General features: G+C 72.6%; 23 protein-coding genes and 1 pseudogene. 10 read left to right on the top strand and 14 right to left on the bottom strand.

The window, feature by feature from the left end; genetic code table 11:
• Positions 1-385 precede the first annotated feature (385 nt).
• Positions 386-1,828, bottom strand: a pseudogene (locus Dsi01nite_RS57040) (DEAD/DEAH box helicase); the annotation flags it as partial.
• Positions 1,829-1,968: 140 nt separating this feature from the next.
• Between Dsi01nite_RS57040 and Dsi01nite_RS00940 the strand changes: the two are divergent.
• Positions 1,969-2,475 (top strand): DUF1360 domain-containing protein, encoded by a 507-nt coding sequence (locus Dsi01nite_RS00940; RefSeq protein ID WP_203844032.1) that lies wholly within the window; start codon positions 1,969-1,971, stop codon positions 2,473-2,475.
• A 123-nt stretch (positions 2,476-2,598) separates the two neighbouring features.
• Here Dsi01nite_RS00940 and Dsi01nite_RS00935 read toward each other — a convergent pair whose 3' ends face one another.
• Positions 2,599-2,784 (bottom strand): antitoxin, encoded by a 186-nt coding sequence (locus tag Dsi01nite_RS00935; protein ID WP_203844031.1) that lies wholly within the window; start codon positions 2,782-2,784, stop codon positions 2,599-2,601.
• A gap of 222 nt (positions 2,785-3,006) precedes the next feature.
• The gene (locus tag Dsi01nite_RS00930) at positions 3,007-3,615 is read right to left on the bottom strand and encodes a TetR/AcrR family transcriptional regulator (protein ID WP_239135596.1); all 609 of its coding nucleotides are present in this window, start codon (positions 3,613-3,615) and stop codon (positions 3,007-3,009) included.
• A 74-nt stretch (positions 3,616-3,689) separates the two neighbouring features.
• Here Dsi01nite_RS00930 and Dsi01nite_RS00925 point away from each other — a divergent pair, with 74 nt between their 5' ends.
• Positions 3,690-4,811 (top strand): FAD-dependent monooxygenase, encoded by a 1,122-nt coding sequence (locus tag Dsi01nite_RS00925; RefSeq protein WP_203844029.1) that lies wholly within the window; start codon positions 3,690-3,692, stop codon positions 4,809-4,811.
• Between the two features lie 639 nt (positions 4,812-5,450).
• Here the strand turns inward: Dsi01nite_RS00925 and Dsi01nite_RS00920 are convergent.
• From Dsi01nite_RS00920 to Dsi01nite_RS00900, 5 genes are all read right to left on the bottom strand, one after another.
• On the bottom strand, positions 5,451-6,392 hold the full coding sequence (locus tag Dsi01nite_RS00920) for an aminoglycoside phosphotransferase family protein (RefSeq protein ID WP_239135595.1): 942 nt from the start codon (positions 6,390-6,392) through the stop codon (positions 5,451-5,453).
• Positions 6,393-6,609: 217 nt separating this feature from the next.
• On the bottom strand, positions 6,610-6,900 hold the full coding sequence (locus tag Dsi01nite_RS00915; protein ID WP_203844027.1) for a hypothetical protein: 291 nt from the start codon (positions 6,898-6,900) through the stop codon (positions 6,610-6,612).
• A gap of 15 nt (positions 6,901-6,915) precedes the next feature.
• A complete protein-coding gene (locus Dsi01nite_RS00910) occupies positions 6,916-8,007 on the bottom strand; it encodes a sensor histidine kinase (RefSeq protein ID WP_203844026.1) in 1,092 nt (363 codons plus the stop codon).
• Between the two features lie 21 nt (positions 8,008-8,028).
• Positions 8,029-8,751, bottom strand: coding sequence for an ABC transporter permease (locus Dsi01nite_RS00905; protein WP_203844025.1), 723 nt, complete (start codon positions 8,749-8,751; stop codon positions 8,029-8,031).
• Complete coding sequence (locus tag Dsi01nite_RS00900; protein ID WP_203844024.1) at positions 8,748-9,641, bottom strand: ABC transporter ATP-binding protein; 894 nt, start codon at positions 9,639-9,641, stop codon at positions 8,748-8,750. The genes Dsi01nite_RS00905 and Dsi01nite_RS00900 overlap by 4 nt, the downstream gene beginning before the upstream one ends.
• Positions 9,642-9,732: 91 nt before the next feature.
• On the opposite strand from Dsi01nite_RS00900, the gene Dsi01nite_RS00895 reads away from it, so the two are divergent.
• The 3 genes from Dsi01nite_RS00895 to Dsi01nite_RS00885 are packed head-to-tail and all read left to right on the top strand — an operon-like array spanning position 9,733 to position 11,013.
• Positions 9,733-10,137: an RDD family protein gene (locus Dsi01nite_RS00895; RefSeq protein ID WP_203844023.1), complete on the top strand. Its 405-nt coding sequence runs from the start codon at positions 9,733-9,735 to the stop codon at positions 10,135-10,137.
• Positions 10,134-10,631 carry a metallophosphoesterase family protein gene (locus Dsi01nite_RS00890; RefSeq protein ID WP_203844022.1) on the top strand — a complete coding sequence of 166 codons (498 nt, stop codon included), beginning with the start codon at positions 10,134-10,136 and terminating at the stop codon, positions 10,629-10,631. Before Dsi01nite_RS00895 ends, Dsi01nite_RS00890 begins: the two co-directional genes overlap by 4 nt.
• Positions 10,632-10,647: 16 nt before the next feature.
• Positions 10,648-11,013 (top strand): DUF4180 domain-containing protein, encoded by a 366-nt coding sequence (locus Dsi01nite_RS00885; protein WP_203844021.1) that lies wholly within the window; start codon positions 10,648-10,650, stop codon positions 11,011-11,013.
• Here the strand turns inward: Dsi01nite_RS00885 and Dsi01nite_RS00880 are convergent.
• Complete coding sequence (locus Dsi01nite_RS00880; RefSeq protein ID WP_239135594.1) at positions 11,010-11,894, bottom strand: polysaccharide deacetylase family protein; 885 nt, start codon at positions 11,892-11,894, stop codon at positions 11,010-11,012. The genes Dsi01nite_RS00885 and Dsi01nite_RS00880 overlap by 4 nt on opposite strands.
• 137 nt (positions 11,895-12,031) lie before the next feature.
• Here Dsi01nite_RS00880 and Dsi01nite_RS00875 point away from each other — a divergent pair, with 137 nt between their 5' ends.
• The gene (locus Dsi01nite_RS00875; protein ID WP_239135593.1) at positions 12,032-12,463 is read left to right on the top strand and encodes a helix-turn-helix transcriptional regulator; all 432 of its coding nucleotides are present in this window, start codon (positions 12,032-12,034) and stop codon (positions 12,461-12,463) included.
• A 20-nt stretch (positions 12,464-12,483) separates the two neighbouring features.
• On the top strand, positions 12,484-12,891 hold the full coding sequence (locus Dsi01nite_RS00870) for a VOC family protein (RefSeq protein WP_203844019.1): 408 nt from the start codon (positions 12,484-12,486) through the stop codon (positions 12,889-12,891).
• Between the two features lie 131 nt (positions 12,892-13,022).
• On the opposite strand, the gene Dsi01nite_RS00865 is transcribed toward Dsi01nite_RS00870, so the two are convergent.
• From Dsi01nite_RS00865 to Dsi01nite_RS00845, 5 genes are all read right to left on the bottom strand, one after another.
• The gene (locus tag Dsi01nite_RS00865) at positions 13,023-13,565 is read right to left on the bottom strand and encodes a GrpB family protein (protein WP_203844018.1); all 543 of its coding nucleotides are present in this window, start codon (positions 13,563-13,565) and stop codon (positions 13,023-13,025) included.
• Positions 13,565-14,530: a non-homologous end-joining DNA ligase gene (gene ligD / locus Dsi01nite_RS00860; RefSeq protein WP_203844017.1), complete on the bottom strand. Its 966-nt coding sequence runs from the start codon at positions 14,528-14,530 to the stop codon at positions 13,565-13,567. Before ligD ends, Dsi01nite_RS00865 begins: the two co-directional genes overlap by 1 nt.
• A complete protein-coding gene (locus Dsi01nite_RS00855; RefSeq protein WP_203844016.1) occupies positions 14,527-15,237 on the bottom strand; it encodes an aminoglycoside adenylyltransferase domain-containing protein in 711 nt (236 codons plus the stop codon). Before Dsi01nite_RS00855 ends, ligD begins: the two co-directional genes overlap by 4 nt.
• 105 nt (positions 15,238-15,342) lie before the next feature.
• Complete coding sequence (locus Dsi01nite_RS00850; protein WP_203844015.1) at positions 15,343-16,257, bottom strand: NAD(P)/FAD-dependent oxidoreductase; 915 nt, start codon at positions 16,255-16,257, stop codon at positions 15,343-15,345.
• Between the two features lie 66 nt (positions 16,258-16,323).
• On the bottom strand, positions 16,324-17,319 hold the full coding sequence (locus tag Dsi01nite_RS00845) for a TetR/AcrR family transcriptional regulator (protein ID WP_203844014.1): 996 nt from the start codon (positions 17,317-17,319) through the stop codon (positions 16,324-16,326).
• A 51-nt stretch (positions 17,320-17,370) separates the two neighbouring features.
• Here Dsi01nite_RS00845 and Dsi01nite_RS00840 point away from each other — a divergent pair, with 51 nt between their 5' ends.
• The 3 genes from Dsi01nite_RS00840 to Dsi01nite_RS00830 all read left to right on the top strand — a co-directional run bounded on the left by Dsi01nite_RS00840 (position 17,371) and on the right by Dsi01nite_RS00830 (position 20,290).
• Complete coding sequence (locus Dsi01nite_RS00840; RefSeq protein WP_239135592.1) at positions 17,371-18,522, top strand: cytochrome P450; 1,152 nt, start codon at positions 17,371-17,373, stop codon at positions 18,520-18,522.
• Positions 18,523-18,614: 92 nt separating this feature from the next.
• Complete coding sequence (locus tag Dsi01nite_RS00835; RefSeq protein ID WP_203844012.1) at positions 18,615-19,511, top strand: ABC transporter ATP-binding protein; 897 nt, start codon at positions 18,615-18,617, stop codon at positions 19,509-19,511.
• Positions 19,508-20,290, top strand: coding sequence for an ABC transporter permease subunit (locus tag Dsi01nite_RS00830; RefSeq protein WP_203844011.1), 783 nt, complete (start codon positions 19,508-19,510; stop codon positions 20,288-20,290). The genes Dsi01nite_RS00835 and Dsi01nite_RS00830 overlap by 4 nt, the downstream gene beginning before the upstream one ends.
• The last annotated feature ends 108 nt before the right edge of the window (positions 20,291-20,398 follow it).

The following is a 20,398-nucleotide window of genomic DNA, read 5'->3' as shown; positions in this document are numbered from 1 at the left end:
CGCCCGCCGGTCGGCCCGTTGCCGCCGCCGTGCCGCCGGTCTTCGCCGCGCCCCCGCCGGTGGCCCCGGCGCCGGTCGCCGTGGACGGCTGGCGCTGACCTTCCCGCTGGTTGGACGGCCGGCGACCGCGTGGACGCCCGCCGCCGGACTCGGAGGTGTGCACGATGTCGTCCCCGGCGCGGCGTGCCGCGGTGCTGCCGGAGCGGCCCGCGTCACCTGTGCCGCGTCGGCTGGTGCCGTCACCCGTGGCGCGCCGGCCGGTGGTTTCGGCCGTGCCCCGCTGGCCGGTGCTGTCGCGTCGGCCGGTGGTTTCGGCCGTGCCGCGTCGGCTGGTGCCTTCGGTGGCCGCCTGGCCCCGCCGGGCGCCGCTGTCGGAGCGGCCGCCGCGAGCGGTACGTTCACCGGTCGCGGTCGCTGTGGTCCGTCGGGTGGTGCCGCGTGCGTCGGAGGCGCTGGTCGTACCAACGCTGCTTGTGCTTGTGGCACTTTCGGAGGTTGCGGCGGTGCCTCTGCGGCGACCGGAGCGCCGGCCGGCGGTGCGCGGTGCGGCATCGTCGTCGAACGCGTCCCGGGCCCGGCCGCGACCCTGACGGGGCACGGCGACGGGCTCGGCGGGCGGCTCGTGGAAGGTGCGCACACCCGGTGCGAGCTCGGTCAGCAGCGAGTCACCGGGCCGCAGCTTGGTGATCGTCGGCTTGATGCCGGCCTCCCGGGCCAGCTGGCGCACGTCACCGGTCTGCTTGTCGGTCATCAGCGTGACCACGGTGCCGCTGGCGCCGGCCCTGGCCGTGCGGCCCGAGCGGTGCAGATACGCCTTGTGCTCCGCGGGCGGGTCCGCGTGGATGACCAGCGCGACGTCGTCGACGTGGATGCCACGCGCGGCGATGTCGGTCGCGACCAGCGTGCGGGCGCTGCCGTCGGAGAACGCGGTCAGGTTGCGGTCGCGCGCGTTCTGCGCGAGGTTGCCGTGCAGCTCCACGGCCGGGACGCCGGCGGCGACCAGCTTCTTGGCGAGGGTCTTGGCACCGCGCTTCGTCCGGGTGAACACGACCGTGCGCCCCGGCGCCGCGGTCAGCTCGACCAGCACCGGGAACCGGTCCTCGTCGCGCAGGTGCAGCACGTGGTGGGTCATGTCGACCGGCGGCGCCGACACCGGGTCGACACTGTGCGTCACCGGGTCGGTCAGATACCGGCGGACGAGCACGTCCACGCCGGCGTCGAGGGTCGCCGAGAACAGCAGCCGCTGCGCGTTGGACGGCGTCGCGTCCAGCAGCCGGCGGACCACCGGGAGGAAGCCCAGGTCGGCCATGTGGTCGGCCTCGTCCAGGACGGTGACCTCGATGTCGTCGAGGCGGGCGTGACCGGACCGGACGTGGTCGTCGAGCCGGCCGGGGCAGGCGACGAGCACGTCGACGCCCGCGCGCAACGCAGAGATCTGCGGGTTGGCGCCGACCCCACCGAACACGACCTGCGTGCGCAGCGACAACGCCTGCGCGAGCGGCGCCATCGCGGCCTCGACCTGCGTCGCGAGCTCACGGGTCGGCACGAGCACCAGCGCCCGCGGCCGGCCGGGACGGCGCGGGTTGCGGGTGCGGCTCGCGGCGAGCCGGATCAGCACGGGCAGCACGAAGGCATACGTCTTGCCGGAGCCGGTGCGGCCCCGACCGAGGACGTCCCGGCCGCCGATCGCATCGGGCAGCGTGGCCGTCTGGATCGGGAACGGCTCGGTTACGCCGTTGGCAGCGAGCACCGCGACGAGCGGTGCGGGGACGCCGAGATCGGCGAAGGTCGCCGAGGAGGATGAAGGGATGAGGCGGCGGACCGCCATGAAGTCTCCGAACGTCTGAGGGGTCGTCCTGCCCGGCGCTGACGGTGGTGGTCGCGGCGCGGGGGTCGACGTTGCAGAGTCATCGTACCCGAGACGATCACCTGGTTTGCCGCTCGTACGGTTCGGGTAGGCCGGGCCCTATGGCAGACATCGATGCCCGGGCAGCGTCCACGTACGCGCGGAAGGCAACCGATGAGCGTCCCCTGCGCGGGTACGCCACCGTCATGGCCGTCTTCACCACCGCCGTGGCCGCCGCGGCAGGTGTTGCCAAACTCACCGGAAAGCACCTCCCGGAGCGGCCCTCGGCCTTTGACCTGGCGTTGCTGGCGGTCTCGACGCACAAGGTGTCCCGGCTCATCACCAAGGACACGATCACCAGCCCGCTGCGCGCCCCCGTCACCCAGTTCGAGAGCCCGGCCGGCTCCGCGGAGCTCAACGAGAGCCCCCGCGGCCACGGCGTCCAGCACGCCCTCGGCGAGCTGCTGACCTGCCCGTTCTGCACCGCGGTGTGGGTCGCGTCCGGCCTCGGCGCCGGCCTCGTGTTCGCCCCACGACTGACCCGCTTCGGCATGGGCGTGGCAAGCGCGGTCGCCGGTGCCGATTTCCTGCACCTGGCGTACTCGGCGGCGAAGAAGGCCGCGGGGTAGGTCCGCTTTCCGGCTCCTGGCTCCTGGCTTTGGGCTTCTGGCCCTCGGCTCTGAGCTTCTGCCCTCGGCTTTGGTCTTCGGTCCTCGGCTTTGGTCTTCGGTCCTCGGCTTTGGTCTTCGGTCCTAGTTCTTGGTGGTGTCGCCCTCGCCGGTGTGCTGCTGGGCGGCGTCGACGGCCTTGTCGATGTGCTCGGAGTGCTTCCCGCCGGTCTTGTCGTCGACGAAGTCGCCGACCTTCTCCAGCGCCGCGTCGACCTTGTCGTCGTGCTGGTCCGCGAGATCCTTCACCCGATCGAAGAAGCTGTTCACGGTTCGTCCCCCTCTGTCTGATCCGCCGCCACGCGCTTCGGTGCGCGCGGCGGGTCCCTGCCACCTTGCCACGATCATGCCTGACGGCTCCTGCCAGGTCACCCGTCCGGGGTCTTCGCTGCCGCTGCTCCGCGAGCATGAGCGCTCGCTGCCGGAACGGTCGCTGCCGCACCGGCCCTGGCCCGGGTCGCTGTCGCGGGCGTGTCGCACCAGGTGGTGCCTTCAGCGGGCCCGGTGTGCCATCCAGGGCTGCAGCGCCATGCTCGTGGCCTCCTCGACCGCCGACCGAAGTTCTTTCGGGTCGTGATGCGCCGGTAAGTCCTCAATCACGACTTGCACCGCCCCGGTCACCGCGCCGACGAACGCTCCGACCAGCGCGCCCGCTCTGACCTTGTCCAGCTCTTCGGGAAACGCCTCGGCCAGGTGCGCCGCGATCTGCTGCTGGGCGTCCATCTGGAGCTGCAGCCCGCGCCCCCGCACCGCCGGCACCTCCCGGATCAGCCGCATCCGCAGCGCCGCCAGCCGGTCGGTCAGGTCGTCGTTGTCGGCGCCGGTCAGATGTAAGGCGCGGACCAGCACCTCGACCGGGGTGTCGGCAGGTCCGCGGGCCGCGATCGCGTCGACGCACGCCTGGACCCGGCGGTCGCTTTCGGGAAAGAGCAGCTCTTCCTTGCTGGCGAAGTAGCTGAAGAAGGTGCGCGTGCCGATGTCCGCCGCCGCGGCGATGTCGGCGACCGTCGTGCCCTCATAGCCGTCCCGCTCGAACAGCTCCGTCGCGGCGTCGACGAGGGACTGCCGGATGCGGGCGCGCTTGCGGTCACGCAGGGTCATGCGGTCATCGTACCGCATCAAGTGTCGTCTTGCACTCATTGCATTTCTGCACTCAATGCAGCTATGGTCGTCCCATGACTCCTCCCACCGTCCTCATCTCCGGCGCCGGCGTAGCCGGCCCGACCCTCGCCTACTTCCTGGCCCGCCACGGGTTCCGCCCCACGATCGTGGAGCGCGCCGGTGGGCTGCGCTCCAGCGGCAACCCGGTCGACGTGCGCGGCCCGGCCCTGCCCGTCGCCGAGGAGCTGGGCATCATGCCGCAGCTGCGCGCGGCGGCCACCCACGCCACGTCGATGCTCGTCATCGACGCCAAGGGCCGCCCAGCCGGTCGGATGCCGATGCCGACCTCGAAGAGCGCGGCCGGCAACCAGGAGGTCGAGCTGCCGCGCGGTGACCTGGCCGCGATCCTGCAGGCCGTCGCCCGCGACGACGCCGAGCTGCTGTGGGACGACACCGTCACGTCGGTGAGTCAGGACCGCGGGGGCGTCGACGTGACGTTCGAGCGGGCCGCACCGCGCCGCTTCGACCTCGTCGTCGGCGCCGACGGGCTGCACTCCGCCGTGCGCAGGATCGTCTTCGGCCCGGAGCGGGACTTCGTGCGGCACATGGGCGTCTGGGTGGCGACCATGCCACTGGACGGTCCGGCCGAATATCCGCACGACGTCCTGATGCACAACACGCCGGGCCGCCTCGTGTCGATCCACCCGTCGACGGGCCGGCCGATGGCCGCCTTCATCTTCCGCGGTCCGATGGTCGACGGCTTCGACCACCGCGACACCGCCCAGCACAAGCGCATCGTCACTCAGGCCTATGCCGGTGCCGGCTGGCGAGTGCCGGAGCTGCTCGAGCGGTTGGGGTCGACCCCGGACCTCTATTTCGACTCGGTCAGTCAGGTCCGCCTGCCGTCCTGGTCGCACGGGCGGGTGGCGCTGCTCGGCGACGCGGCCTCCTGCGTGTCCCTGTTCGGCGACGGCTCCAGCCTCGCGATGGCCGGCGCGCACACGCTCGCCGCCGCTCTGGCCGCGAGCAGGTCCGACCACACGTCGGCATTCATGGCGTATGAGGCAGCCCACCGCACCCACACCGACGCCAAGCAGCGCGCCGTTGGTCTGGCCACGGCGATGCTGATCCCGAAGACGAGGCTCGGCATCGCCACCCGCAACGTCGCCGCCCGTGTCATGCTCGCGCACGCCTGACCACCGCACGCCGCGATGGGTCCGACGGTGACCCACCCGGGACGACCCGGGTGGCGTCACCTCGACGGCGCGATCGGGCGTCGTGTCGACAGCGCAATCGGGCGGCGTGCGTGGGCGGCGTGCGTGGGCGGGCCTGGGCGGGCGTGCGTCAGCGGCCTGGGCAGGCCTGGGCGTGCGTGGGCGGGGCCGTGCGTGGGCGTGTGTGGGCGGGCCGTGCGTGGGCGGCCTGGGCAGGCCTGGGCGTGTGTGGGCGGGCCGTGCGTGGGCGGGGCCGTGCATGGGCGGCCCTGGGCAGGCGTGTGTGAGTGGCCTGGGTGGGCCTGGGCGGGCCTGGGCGGGCGTGCGTTCGTGCGTGGGCGGGCCGTACGTGGGCGGGGCCGTGCATGGGCGGCCCTGGGCAGGCGTGTGTGAGTGGCCTGGGCGGGCGTGCGTTCGTGCGTGGGCGGGCCGTACGTGGGCGGGGGCCATGCGTGGGCGGGCCTGGGCGGGCGTGCGTTTCGCGCCCGCACCGTCCGGTCCACCGCCGCAGTGACGTGCGTGGGCGGGCGTGCGTGGACGGGCGCCCCGGGCGGCGCGGATGAGCGCAAGCGAGCGGAGCGAAGGCAGGCGCCGAGCACGGCAGCGGCGGAAGAGGGACGGTCAGATGGGCATAGTGGCGATGGTGTCGGCGGCGTTGAGCATCTGGGCGGCCACGGGCTGGAGGCCTACCTGGGTGAGCACCAGGCCGGTCATGACGCGGTCGACGACGCCCCACTGCCAGATCGCGGTCTCGTCGAGGCCGGTGCGGGCGGCGAGCCAACGGGACCGGTGGCGGGGATCGGCCGCCATCAGCTCGACAGGGTCCTCGCGCATCAGGACACCGAGGTCGTACTCGGCCTCGGCGAGCAGCCCGTCGGGGTCGACGAGCCGGAACCCGTCCGCGCCTCGCAGGGTGTTCCACTGGTGGACGTCGCCGTGGACGAGGACGGCCCGTTCGTCGTCGTGGGCGGCGACCCGGCGTTCGGCGCAGGCCAGTGCGTGGGCGATAGTGCGTTCGGCGCAGGGGCGGCCGAGCCGCTCCCAGAGGGCGGGCAGGAGCGTGCCGAGCCGTGCGCCCTTGGTCGCGGCCGTCGGGAGTCCAGCGTCCGGTGCTGGTCGCCACACCCGGCTCGCCACGTCGCAGAGGATCTCGAGGCGCTGGTCGACGGGCAGTCCAAGTTCGAACAGGCTCGGGCCGAGCTTCTCCAGCAGCAGCGCGTCCCGGGCGACGTCGTGGCGCAGCAGCTGGGCGCAGCCGTCGCCGTCGGCCAGCCGCAGCACCGTGATCTCGTTGGCGGCGGCGTTGCCGGGGCGCGGCACGAGCAGTTTCAGCACCGCGGGCGAGCCGTCGGCCATGGTGACCTCGGCGACCAGGGCTTCGGTGGCGTCGCCGTACACCCGGCTGACGCTGACCGCCCAGTCCTCCTCGATCTCGGCGACGAGCTCAGGCAGACCCCGCAGCCAGTCGTGCGCTCCGACGGCCTCGGCCTTCGCCCGGACCGCTGCCGGCGCGGCCGCGACGACCGCAGCCCGCCGTCGTCTGTCCGCCGTGACCCCGTCCACGCCGGTCGGCTGTCGTGACCGGTCAACGGCAGTCCCCGTCGCGTCCGGGGTGGTCGGGCGCCGTGGCGGGGCGGAGGGCGGAGAGTGGTCCACCGGCCGCAGCCTGCCCTTCGCGCGGGCAGGTGGCAACCGCTGCCGTGGCGGGTCGGAGGGCGGAGAGTGGTCCACCGGTCGCAGCCTGCCCCTCGCGACGGCAGGCGGCAACCGCATTCGAGTGCTATCGAGGTCGGTCCACCCACGCGGTCGACCCGGCCTCGTTGCCGCTTCGCGCGTGCGCCACGCCCGCCACCGGAAGGGCGAAGGCGCGCACCCGTTGCCGCCGGAATCCGGCCTGGCGCAGCGGGATGCGGACGCTCGCGTCGAGGTCGATCGACTCGCCGGGCAGGACGGGGTCGCCCATCAGGGTCGGGCCGAGCAGGGCGGCGCACGCGCCGCCGGGCAGGAAGGCGACGAGCGTGGCGTGGGTGATCGTGCCGGCTGGTGGTTCGTCGATCAGGTGGTAGGTCATGGGTCGCGGCGCCGCTCAGGTGGAGGCGCGCAGGACGAAGCCGCCGCCCTCGCGGTTGCCGATGGTCAGGGTGCCGCCCGCGGAGTCGACCCGCTCGCGGAGGCCGTCGAGGCCGTGGCCGGTGGGGTGCTCCGAGGTGGCCGGGCCGCGGCCGTCGTCGCTGATCTCGACGGCGGTGCGTTCGAGGCGGATCCAGCAGTGTTTCGCCTCGCTGTGGCGGATCACGTTGGTGACGCCTTCGCGGACGACCCAGGCGAAGAGCTGCTGCCGGTCGGGGTCGGCGGCCTCGGCCGTGAGGGGCACCTCCGCCTCGATGCCGGCGGCGTCCAGGGCGCTGCGGGCCGAGGCGAGCTCCGTCGCCAGGGACATCTCCCGGTATCCGGACACGGCGGCGCGGACGTCGACGAGCGCCTCGCGGACCAGGCGCTGGATGTCGGCGAGCTCGGCCTCGGCGCGGTCCGGGGCGATGCGGACCAGGCGCGCGGCGAGCTCGCTCTTGACGGAGACGACGGTGAGGGAGTGGCCGAGGAGGTCGTGCAGGTCGCGGGCGAAGCGGTTGCGTTCGGCGGCGACGGCGAGCTCGGTGATCTCCTCGCGGGCCTCGGCGAGCTGGGCGTTGCGTTGCATGAAGCGAATGAGGCCCCAGACGGCGAGGGCGGCGACCAGGACGGCGAAGGTGACGTCGATGTCGCTGTGCCAGCCGGGCACGAACCGTGGCAGGACCGCCGCCGTCACCGCTGCGGCGCCCGCGACGGTCCAGGCGATGCGCGGCTCGAAGGTGAACACGGCCATCACACCGACGTAGACCAGCGCGGTCAGGCCGGACTCGCCGACGATGACGGTCAGCACGGTCATCAGGGCCACCATGACGCCGAGCCGCACCAGCGCCTCGGGCAGTCGCAGGACGGCGCCGGTGCGTCTGAGGGCGGCGCGGGCCGAGATGAAGGACAGCAGGTAGACCACGCAGAAGCCGATGGCGGCGGTGAGGCCGACGACCCGCTCCCAGACCTCGGGGCGGTGCCACGCGTCGCTGATCGGGTTGACCATGTAGAACAGCCAGACCGCCGCCCACAACCAGAAGGGGCGGCGGCTGGTGTTGGTGTTCATGTCGGACACGGTACCGACGACTCAGGCGCGGGCGGTGTCGACGCGGAACCGGCGCAGCGCGACCAGGGCGAGCGCGACGGTCCAGCCGCCGAGGACGAGGATCGCCTGGACGTCGACGTGGCCGTGGTCCAGGGGGCTGCGGGCGACCTGCCCGGTCCAGTAGGAGGGGGTCAGCTTCGCGATCTGCTGCATGAAGCCCGGCATGAGCGAGACCGGCACCCAGAGCCCGCCGAAGGCGGCGAGGGTCAGGTTGAGCAGCGCCGTGACCTGCTGGACGCCGTCGGGCTTGGCGAGGTAGCCGATGACGACGCCGAGTGCCGCGAAGGGCAGCGCCGACAGCCAGGCGCCGACGAAGCAGAGGACCCACTCGGTCGCGGTGAGCCGGACGTGCAGCCCCAGGGCGCCGACGAGGAACGTGACGACGGCCGGCGGGACGGCGACCAGGAGCGCGACGATGACCTTGTTGACGACGTACCCGCCGGGCGAGAGCGGCGTGAGGCGCAGGGTGCGGTTCCAGCCGATGCCGCGTTCGACGGCGATGGTGCTGCCGCTGGTGAGGGCGGCGGTCATCGCGCCGAACAGGGCCATGCTGACCATGACGTACTTCTTGGCGTCGGGGTCGCCGCCGACGGAGACGCCGCCGATGATGAGCAGGAGCAGGGCCGGCATGAGCATCGAGAAGATGACAACCCGCTTGTTGCGGACCAGGCGGACGATCTCCATGCGGAGGTAGGTGGTGTTCACTTGCTGCTCCCGGCTGCGGTGAGGGCGATGAAGGCGTCTTCGAGGTTGCGCGCGGTGACTTCGACGTCGTGCGCGTCGGTGCTGCTGAGCAGGGATCGCAGTGCGGTGTCGGAGTCGTCGCAGTGCAGCATGACCACGTCGCCGCGGGTCTCGACCCGGTCGACGCCGGGCAGCGCGGCGAGGCCGACGAGGTCGGCGCCGGGGAGGGTGGCGCGGATGGTCCGGCCGGTGACGGCCGCCTTGATCTGGGCGGCGGTGCCGTCGGCGATGACCTGCCCGGCGCGCAGCAGGACGATGCGGTCCGCGTATGCGTCGGCCTCGTCGAGGTAGTGCGTGGCGAACAGCACTGTGCGGCCCTGCGCGGTCTCCTGGCGCATCGTGGTCCAGAAGCCGCGGCGGGTCTCGACGTCCATGCCGGTCGTCGGCTCGTCCAGGACCAGCAGCTCCGGGTCGGCGACGAGGGCCATCGCGAACCGGATCCGCTGCTGCTGCCCGCCGGAGAGGCCACCGACCCGCTGGTTGGCGAACTCGGTGACACCGGCTCGGTCAAGCACGTCCCGTACCGGCCGCGAGCGTTGCTGCAACGCGGCGGTGAGGCGGACCGTCTCGCCCGCGGTGAGGTCCGGCAGCAGTCCGCCGCTCTGCAGCAGCGCGCCGACGGTGCCCTTGGCGATGGCCTTGGCGGGGGACTGCCCGTCCAGCAGGACCGTGCCGGCGTCGGGGCGCTGGAGTCCGAGGAGCATGTCGATCGTCGTGGACTTGCCGGCGCCGTTCGGGCCGAGGAGCGCGACGACCTCACCCCGGCGGATCGTCAGGTCCAGCCCGTCCACGGCGGTGAGCGCACCGAACCGTTTCGTGAGGCCGGTCAACTGGACAGCTGCGTTCGTCATGGCAAGAGCATCGCCCGGTATCCACCGCGGCGGATCTGTGTGCCGTCACCCGGGACCCCATGACGGATGTCATGCGCCTACCGTGACGACGGTGAGCCCTTTGAACCTCGCCACCTGGCGCGAGCGCGTCGGCGCCGCCGTCATCGACGCGATCCCGTACCTGGCGCTGCTCGGCGCCGGCGCCGTCATCGGCAACAACGGCGACGGGACGTATGGCGTGTACCTGTACCTGTTCCTGCTGGCCGGCCTCGCCTGGATCGGCTACAACCGGTGGTTCCTCGGCGGCCGGGGACAGAGCTGGGGCAAGCGGCTCCTCGGCCTGGATCTCGTCGCGGAGGGGACCGAGCGACCCATCGGTGCCGGCGCGGCACTCGTCCGCGACCTCGCGCACGCCGCTGACGTGGTCAGTTTCGTCGGCGTGCTGTTCCCGCTGTGGGACGGCAAGCGGCAGACCCTGGGGGACAAGCTCGCCGGCACCGTGGTCACCAAACGATGAAGCTCGTCCTCATCGCCGACACCCATGTCCCGAAGCGGGCCCGCGACCTGCCGGCAGCGGTCTGGACCGCCGTCGAGGACGCCGACGTCGTCCTGCATGCCGGGGACTGGGTCGATGAGGCGTTCCTGGATCGTCTGGAGTCACGTTGCGTCCGGTTGGTCGGGGTGTACGGCAACAACGACGGCCCGGGACTGCGAGCGCGGCTGCCGGAGGTGGCGGACGTCGAGCTGGACGGGCTCCGGGTGGCGGTCGTCCATGAGACGGGCCCGGCGACCGGCCGTGAGCAGCGGTGCGAGGCCCGCTTCCCGGGGCGGGACCTGCTCGTCTTCGGCCACTCCCACATCCCGTGGGACACCGTGACCCCCGGCGGCCTGCGCCTGCTGAATCCGGGTTCGCCGACGGACCGGCGGCGCCAGCCCTTCGCCACCTTCATGACCGCCGACGTGGTGCGCGGGGCGCTCACGGGAATTGGGCTGCACCGGGTCGTGCGATGAGGGAACAATCGCCGGCATGGACCCGACCGTCACGACCCTGCACGGCATCCCGACGCTGATCCTGTCCGAGGACGGCCCGGCCGTCGGCACCGAGCTCGACGCCGGCGACCTCGTCGGCGCCGCCCTGGATCACGGGGTCGACCTGCTGGTCGTGCCGGCCGTCCGGGTCGCGCCCGAGTTCTGGACGCTGCGCACCGGCGTGGCGGGGGAGGTCCTGCAGAAGCTGGTCAACTACCGGCTGCGGCTCGCCGTCGTCGGTGACATCACCGCGCCGGTCGAGGCCAGCACCGCGCTGCGCGACCTGGTCCGCGAGTCCAACCGCCGTCGCGACGCGTGGTTCCTGCCTGACCTGGCCGCCCTGGACGAGCGGCTCAGTCCTTAGAGTGCCTCGAGCGTGAAGTACTGCTTCAGGAACGGGATCAGGGTCTTGTAGGCGATGATCGAGTCCGGCTGCTTGTTGTCGTGGGACAGCACGATCGAGCCCTGCCGGACCTGCTTCTTCACGTCGGCGATGACCCGCTTGATGTGCGCGTCGTCGTTGGCGTCCTTCGAGTGGTTCCAGTCCGCCGGGTCGACGTCCCAGTAGATCGACGCCATCCCCATGTCCTTCGCCTTCGCGATCAGGCCGGAGGTGAAGTTGCCGCCGGGCGCCCGGAAGTACCTGATCGGGGTGTTGGGGCCGGCGGCGGCCCGGATCGCCTCGTTGGTCTTCTTGAGGTCCCAGTCGATGTATCCCGGGTCCTTCTTCGCCAGGTCCGTCAGGTGCTGCCACGAGTGGTTGCACAGGGTGTGCCCCTCGGCGGCGATGCGACGGACCAGGTCCGGGTTGTCCCGGGCGCGGAAGCCGACCAGGCAGAAGGTGGCCTTCACGCCGTTCTCGCGCAGCAGGTCGAGGATCTTCGGGGTGTTGACCGGGTCGGGTCCGTCGTCGAACGTCAGCGCGACCGCGGTGGTGCCGGTGCGGCTCTGCGACCCGGCGGCGCCGTGACCGGTGCCGGGCGGGCGGATCACGAATGTGCCCTCGGGGCCCTGCACCGTGGACGCGCTCGGCTTCGGTGACGGCTTCTTGGTCGGCGACGTCGACGTGGACGGACTGGCCGACGGCGACGCGGGCGGCGGCGACGGTTCCGTGGACGCCGATGCGGTGGGTGCGCCGGTGGCGGGCAGGGCGGCCGAGTGGTCCGGTTTCTTGTCCGACCCGCACGCCGTCAGGGCGAGCAGCGACGTCACCAGCAACACGACAGCGGTCCTGCGTCGGGACACCCTGGGCACTCCTCACCTGGACGGCATGTCCGGCCAACGTAACCGAATCCGGGCAGGTTTCACATCCCCTGTAGCGCAGTGCATGCGTGTGAATGCGGCGGGTGATTGTCCGGCGGCGGCGGCGTTATGGTGCTGGCGTGAAGACCAAGGTGCCCGTGCCCCTGCTGGCCCACCTGCGCCGGGCCCGCGACCACCTCGACCGGCACTACCGGGAGCCGCTTGACCTGGACGCGGTCGCCGCCGTCGCGCGCGTCTCGAAGTATCACTTCGTGCGCTGTTTCGAATCGGCCTATGGCGAGACGCCGATGCGTTACCTGACCCGCCGCCGGATCGAGCGCGCCCAGGACCTGCTGCGCTCGGCCAACCTGACCGTCACCGAGATCTGCATGACGGTCGGTTTCAGCAGCCTGGGCTCGTTCTCGGCCAAGTTCACCGCGATCGTGGGGGAGAGCCCGACCGCCTACCGGGACCGCTGGGCGGCCCGCGGCGCCCCGCACATTCCCGGCTGCTTCCTGTTCATGAACGGCGTGCTGCAGCGCCGCAATTCTGGAGAAGCACCCGAAGACTGACGGTCAGTAACGTCCGCGGCATGATTACGAACGTCTCGCTGGTCACTGTGTACTGCCTTGACCAGGATAAAGCCCGCGACTTCTACGTGAACCTGCTCGGCTTCGAGCCTCGTGTCGACGTCACGATGGGTGATGGATACCGGTGGCTGACGATCGGTCACCCGAACCAGCCGGAGCTGGAGGTGACACTCATGCTCCCCGGCCCGCCGCTGGACGAGGAGGCGGCCGCGTTCGTGCGGCGTCAGCTGGAGAAGGGCCAGATGGGCGGGCTCGGGCTGCGGGTCGACGACTGCCACAAGACGTTCGCGGAGCTGTCGGCGAAGGGCGTCACGTTCCTGCAGGAGCCGTCCGACCGGCCCTACGGGGTGGAGGCGGTCATGCGCGACGACACCGGCAACTGGCTGGTCCTCGTCGAGCCCCGCGGTTAACTGTCCACTGCCCGATACGTGCGGATTCCGCGGCCAGTTGTCCGCTGGCCGGTCCTCGCGGAGTCCCAGGCGTCACCCGGCGGACATGGACGAGTGTGGGTCCGGGGCAGGCCGTGTCGGCCTTGCTGGGATCAGCCGACACGCCAGCCGGTCGCCGCGGCCCACTCCTCAGCCACGACGACCACCAGGTCGACCACGGGGTCCTTCACGTCGCTGTAGACGCCGACGTCGTCGAGGACCTCGGCGAGCGCCGACTTGAACGCGCCGTAGGCCGGCACCGCCGCCGGGTGCGCCCGGAACCAGTCGCGGAACAGCAGCGCCAGCCGCTCGTTCGGCGAGCCGTCCAGCCGGACGTGCAGGTTGACGCCCGGCCCGCTCCAGGCCCGTTTCGTCCACCGATCCGGGTCGTCGGTCAGCCCCGCGGGCACGTGGTCATACCGGTAGGGCAGCGGCGCCAGTCCGAGGGCCTGGAGGGGACCGTCCAGTGGCGCGTCGAGATCCGTCACGCTGACCTGCAGATCGATGATCGGCTTCGCGGGCATCCCGGGGATCGACGTGCTGCCGATGTGCTCGACCCGCACCGCCGACGCGCCGAGGTCGTGCTGGATCCGGGCGGCCAGCGCGAGGCCGCGAGCCGCCCATGCTTCCCGCGCCCCGTCCACGGAGATCGGCATCAGCTGTCCACCGCCGCTTCCCGTTTCGCCTTGGCGCGACGTTTCCCCTCGTGCATCGCCTGCACGCGGGGCACGGGGATGGTGTGCCCCTCGGCGATCAGGTCGGCGTCGAGCCGTTGCGGGGCCGGCATCCGCGCCGCCCACGGGTCACCGTCGCCGAGGAGCGCGGGTGCGGTGTGGATCGTGAAGTCGGACGGCGTCACGTCGTCGAGGTCGTCCCAGGACAGCGGAAACGACACCGGCGTGCCCGGTCGCAGCCGTGGACTGTACGCGGCGACGACGGTCGCCCCGCCGACCCTGGTCGGGTCGAGGAACACCTTGCCCTCCCGGTCGTCTCGGATGAACGCGGTCGTGGCCAGTGCCGGGTCGAGCCGAGCGGCGCGGGTGGCCACGGCCCGCGTCGCGGCGGCGATGTCCTCCATCGGCGCGTGCGCGTCGATGGGCACGAACACGTGCAGCCCCTTGGCGCCGCTGGTCTTCACCGCGCTGTCCATGCCCAGGTCGGTGAGCACGGTCCGGATCAGCTTGGCCGCGCCGACCGCGAGCCCGAACGCGTCCGGCGACGGCGGGTCCAGGTCGAGGATCATGTGGGTGGTGTGCGCGAAGTCCGGCGCCCTCGCCAGCAACGGGTGGAACTCGATGGCCCGCTGGTTGGCGAACCACAGCAGCGTCCGCCGGTCCTCGCACAGCCCATAGGTGACGTCCCGCTTCGACGACTCCGCCCACACGGTCATCCTCGGGACCCAGTCCGGCGTGTACTTCGGCAGGTTCTTCTGCATGAACGGCTGCTGCCCGCGCAGCATCCGCACCACCGACAGCGGCCGGTCCCGCAGCACCGGGATGATCCGGTCGCGGACGGCGTCGAGATAGTCGACCAGGTCCCGCTTGGTCGCTCCGGCGTCGTCGAACAGCGGCTGGTCGAGGTTCGTCAGAGCGACCCCGTCACGCTCCTCGGCTGCGGTCACCGCCACACCGTATCCCGGAGCACCCGGTCGAGCAGCCCGCCGATCGCCGCAGGCTGGATCGATTCGCGTTTTCCGGTGGTGTACCGACGCAACGCCGCCCCGATCACCTCCATGCTCGGATCCCGGGCGGCGGCCCACCTCGCCGCGTCTCCCTTACCGCAGTGCACCCCCGTGGCGGCGAACCTCCAGATCCGGCAGGCGGTCAGCACCATGTGCGCGGCGTGCTCGTCGTCGTCCGTCAGCCCCTGCCACACCGTCAGCCAGTGCCGTCCCCGGTCGAGCACCCACCCGGCCGGGATCTCGCCGATCACCTCGACGGGCGCCGCGCCGAGCAGCGACCGGCCGCCGGCGCGGGCCATCGCCAGCTCGACCGGCAGGTCAGGGTCGGCGGCGACGTCGCGGTCGACCTCGACGCCGGACGGATGCCGGCCGACATACAGCTCCACCGGCGGCGCCTGCCCGGGATGGGCGGCCACGGCGGCGGTGACCACGTGCAGGTCCATCCCGGCGGCGTCCCCGAGATCCGCACCCATAACGAACCGCTCCAGCGCGCCGGCCTGCCCGTCGGTGACCGCGGTCGCGACGACGGCGAGCAGGTCGACGTCGCTGCGCCCGGCCAGGAAGTCGCCGGTGGCGAGGGAGCCGTGCAGGATCACGGCCACCAGGCCGTCCGGGACGGCCGCGGCGATCTGTCCTGCGAAGTCCATCTGCCCGTCCATTCCATGAGGCCTAGTATCCTAGGAAGCATAACACAATGTGACCGTGCCCGCTTGCCCGGTGGCACCGGCTCCGGAGCCGGTGCCACTGAGCGGTCAGGCGGCTTCTTCCATGACGAGATCCATGTTCAGCATTCCGGCGGTGCTGACCCCGGCGGCGGCCGCGGCGATGACCGTGGCCATCGGGTCGGTGACGTTGCCGGCCACGTAGACGCCCGGGACGGTGGTGGCGCCGCCCGGGCCCGACGGGAGGTGCGTGCCGAACCGGTGACCGTTGGCCTCGAAGTCGACCGGTTTCAGGCCCAGCGGCGCGAGGGCGTCGGCGCGGGCCTCGATGCGGCTCATCAGGACCAGGGCTTCGACCGGCACGAGCGTGCCGTCGGCGAGCCGGGCGCCGTCGGTGTCGAAGCCGGTGACCTCGCCCTCGACGATCCGGATGCCGCGCCGGGCGAGCCTCGCCAGCTCGTCCGCGGCCGGCGCCGGACCGGTGTGCAGCAGCAGGGTGACGTCCGGGGTCCACTGCCGCCAGAGCAGCGCCTGGTGCGCGGACATCGGCGACAGTCCGAGGATCGCGACGGGCCGGTCGCGGACCTCCCACCCGTGGCAGTAAGGGCAGTGCAGCACGCGGCTGCCCCAGTGCTCGGCCACGCCGGGGATGTCCGGCAGTTCGTCGGTGAGGCCCGTGGTGACCAGGACCCGCCGCGCCGCGACGCTGATGCCGTCGGCGAGTTCCACCGTGAACCTGGGCCCGGACCGGGGGTGGACCGCGGTGACGATGCCGTCGCGGATCTCGCCGCCGTACCCCATGACCTCCGAGCGACCGATCGCCAGCAGCTCGCCCGGCGGGGTGCTTTCCCGGCCGAGATAGTTGTGCACGTGGCCGGCGGGGGCATTGCGGGGGTGGCCCGCGTCGACGACCAGCACCCGGCGGCGCGCGCGGGACAGGGTCAGGGCCGCGCTCAGGCCGGCGGCGCCGCCACCGATGATCACGACGTCGTATTCGTTCTCCATGCCCCGAGCGTCGCTCGTTCTGGCGTCAGCGACAAGGGATGTTGCTGAAACGGCAAGAAGGGGCGTTCAGGAGACGGCCGCCACAGCGCCCCATCCGTCGGCGCGGGCGACGATCCGGCCGCCGGCGACGCGCAGCGCGGTCTCCGTGGTGTCGGGGGCGGGCCGCGGATCGCAGGTGACCTGCACCTCGGGCCATGCTCCGGGCGGCACGGCGTGGGCGAGGTGATGGCGCAGTTCGGCCAGGGACAGCCGGACCAGCGGCAGCAGCTCGTCCGGCGCGCCGGTGACGAGGACCGCGGTCACGGGTCGCCCGCCGCGGGCCGCGTCCTCGATGGCGGCCAGGCGGTGCAGCCCGACGATCGCGACGATCCCGTCCGGTCTGGCCTGCACGGGCCCGCCCCGCAACAAGTCCACTGTGGACGGCGGGGTCCAGGGCTCGTCGACGGGGTCCGCGGTGGTCGCGGGCGCCGGTGGGGCCCAGGTGTCGTCGAGGTCGGGGAGCTCCTCGACGGCCCGCACGACGTCGAACGGCTCGCCGAAACCGGGCGCCGCCACGGCGAGCTGGCCGGCGCCGTGCAGGACCGTCAGGGCCAGCTCGGCGAGGCGGACCTGCCGGCGGTCGTCTCCCCGGAGGCGTTCCAGGCAGAGCCCGAGAATGATCGCGTCGAGCCGCTTGAGCTGCGCGAACGCGGTCCGTGCGGCCGGGTCGGCGACGACCTCGGCCATCAGGTCGGCGGCGAGGCGGGCGGCCGGTCCGGTGTCGTCGGTCGCCAGGGGCAGCCGGGCGACCCAGGCCCTGGCGAGCGCGCCGAGCGCGGCCCGGGCGGTGGTCGTGGTGGCGGCCGCGGGGACGGCGGGGACGTCGTCGGCGAGGACCGCGAAGTACAGGGCGCGCTTGCCCGGGAAGTTCGAGTAGACCGCACCCCGGGTGAGCTCGGCCCGCTCGGCGATCGCGTCGATCTTCGCGTCGCGGAAGCCGCGTTCGGCGAACTCCGCGCGCGCGGCGGTGAGGACGGCCGTGCGGTTGCGCTCCTGCGTCTCGGCGCGGGTCAGACGAGCCATGGTGGTTAAGATACTGTCACCATTCAGATGATGCGATCATTTGGAGGACAGTTGCTCGAGATCGACCTCACCGACCCTTCGGTGCTGCACGACCCCGCCGCCGTGTTCGGGCAGGCCCGCGAACGTGCCCCGATCGCCAGGCTCGTCGCGCCCGGGCTCGGTCCCATGTGGGCCGTCACCCGGCACGCCGAGGCTCGGGCGATGCTCGCCGACCCGCGGTTCGGCAACAGCGCCGCCAGCTATCCGCGGCTCGACGTGCCGGAGCACTGCCGGCCGTACCTGCGGACCATGCAGGAGCTGGACGGCCCCGAACACCAGCGGCTGCGCAGGCTGAGCGCACCCGCGTTCACCGCCCGCCGCGCCGCCGACTTCCAGCCGGTGATCTCGCAGATCGTCGACCGGCTGCTGGACGGCGTCGCCGACCGGCTCCTCGACGGGCCGGTCGACCTGCTGGAACACTTCGCCGGGCCGCTGCCGATGGAGGTCATCTGCGCGCTCGTCGGCGTCCCGGCGGGCGACCGTCCGGCCTGGCTGGCGCACGGCAGGGCCGTCGCGGCCGGCAACGGGGCCGCCTTCACCGCGGCCATGCCGGCGATCATCGACGGGGCCAGGACCGCCGCGCCGCACGTGGCGGCCCTGTTCGGCGCCGGGCTCACGGAGCAGGAACTGGTCACGCTGGTCTGGCACCTGGTCCTCGCCGGGCAGACCCCGACGAACCTGATCGCCAACGCCGTCGCGGTCCTGCTCGAGGACCCCTCCCGCGCGGCACTCCTGCGCGCCGAACCGCACCTGCTACCGGGCGCCGTCGAGGAGCTGACCAGATGGTGCGGTCCGCAGCTTCTGACGATTCCACGGTACGTCCAGCGCCCCACCACCCTCGCCGGCATCACTGTGGCACCCGGTGAGCCCGTCACGGTCTCGATCGTCGCGGCGAACCGGGATCCGCGGGTGTTTCCCGACCCTGAGCGGCTCGACCTGCGCTCGACGTCCGCCGGGGCCCATCTCGGCTACGCGCACGGCCCGCACTTCTGCCTCGGCGCGCCCCTCGCCCGGGTGCAGACGACGGTGGCGCTCGGTGCCCTGCTGGCACGGTTTCCGGACCTGGCGCTCAGCGACGCCGGTGCCCTCGCCGGGGTCGCCGCCCGGCGGGTGCCGGACCCGGGCACATGGCGCCTCGCCGCGCTGCCGGTCGTCGCCAGGTAGGACCCGGGTCCTACCTGAGGAGGACATTCACCGCCGCGGGTCGCGACCTGAGGAGGTCGTGGCAAATTCGTGCCGGTCATAGCGTCGGACGCATGATCGAGGCGCAGGCACTGAGCAAACGCTACGGCGGCACCGTCGCCGTCGACGCACTGTCGTTCGCCGTGAAGCCCGGGCAGGTCACCGGCTTCCTCGGGCCCAACGGCGCCGGCAAGTCCACCACCATGCGGATGATCGTCGGGTTGGACCGCCCGACGGCGGGCACCGCCACCGTCAACGGCCGGCCGTATCGCGCGCATCCCGACCCGCTGCGGCAGGTCGGCGCGCTGCTCGACGCCCGGTCCGTCCACAGGGGACGCACGGCGCGCGCGCACCTGCTCGCCCTCGCACGCACCCACGGCATCCCGGCCACCCGGGTCGAGGAGGTCCTCGGCCTCGTCGGCCTGGAGTCCGTTGCGCACCGCCGCGCCGGTGGGTTCTCCCTCGGCATGGGGCAGCGGCTCGGCATCGCCGCCGCGCTGCTCGGCGACCCGGCCGTCGTCATCCTCGACGAGCCGGTCAACGGACTGGACCCCGACGGCGTCCTGTGGATCCGCAACCTGCTCAAGGACCTCGCCGCCGACGGGCGCACCGTGCTGGTGTCCAGCCACCTGATGAGCGAGATGGCCGTCACCGCCGAGCACCTCGTCATCGTCGGCCGCGGCCGGCTCCTCGCCGACACGACCGTCGCCGACCTGATCGCACGGGTCGGGGTCGGCACCGTCGTGGTCCGTACACCCGACGCCGCCGCGTTACGCGATGCCCTCACCACCACCGGTGCCGTCGTCACCGGCGTCGAGCCCGGCCTGCTGCACGTGGCCGAGGCCACCGCCGAACACATCGGTGACGTCGCCCGCGCGGCCGGCATCGCCCTGCACGAGCTCACCCCGCGCCGCGCGTCCCTGGAGGAGGCCTACATGGAGCTCACCAAATCGGAGGTCGAATACCGATGAGACTCACGTTCCCAAGGGTCCTGCACGCCGAGTGGACCAAGCTGCTGTCCCTGCGCTCGACCTGGTTCACGCTCGGCACCCTCGCCGTCGTCACCGTCGGCCTCGCCGGCGCCGTCGGCTACGGCGTGCACCGTTCCGTCCTCGGCGGCGCCACACCACCCGGCGTCCCCGAGGCCATCGGCGCCGGGTTCCTCCCCGTCGACTTCGTCGTCCTGGTCGTCGGTGTCTTCGGCGTCCTGCAGATGACCGGCGAATACGGCACCGGCTCGATCCGCTCCACGCTCACCGCCGTGCCCCGCCGCTGGCCGGTCGTCGCGGCCAAGGCCGTCGCCCAGCTCGCCGTCACCGTGCCGCTGATGACCGCCGTCTGCCTCGGCTCGTTCCTGCTCTGCCAGGCGTTCCTCGGCCCGGACGGCGCCTCCCTCGGCGACCCGCAGGTCCCCCGCGCCATCGCCGGCGCCGCCACCGGACTCGTCCTCACCGGCCTGCTCGGCCTCGGCGTCGGCACCCTCCTGCGCCACTCCGCGGGCGCGATCACCACCCTGGTGGCCGCGATGTTCGTCGGCCCCGCCCTGCTCGGCGCCGCCCTGCCCGCCGACCGCGCCGACGACATCATGCGCTTCGTGCCGACGGTGGCCGCCCAGGCCATGTACAGCGTCAACGGCACCGGCAACCCGTTCCACACCTTCTCCCCGGCCGCCTCCGCAGCCGTGCTCACCGGCTGGGTGGCGCTGCTCCTGCTGGCCGGCACCCTCGTCCTGCGCCGCCGAGACGCATAGCGTTGCTCCCCGTGACCCCCGCCGCCGACCACCATGCCCCCACACCCGACGACGCCTCGCTCGGCGGCTCCACTGTTCCCGCGCCTGACGCTTCGCCCGGCGGCTTCA

The organism is Dactylosporangium siamense (assembly GCF_016862795.1).
Classification (GTDB): domain Bacteria; phylum Actinomycetota; class Actinomycetes; order Mycobacteriales; family Micromonosporaceae; genus Dactylosporangium; species Dactylosporangium siamense.
This window is presented reverse-complemented; position numbering and strand designations above follow the sequence as displayed.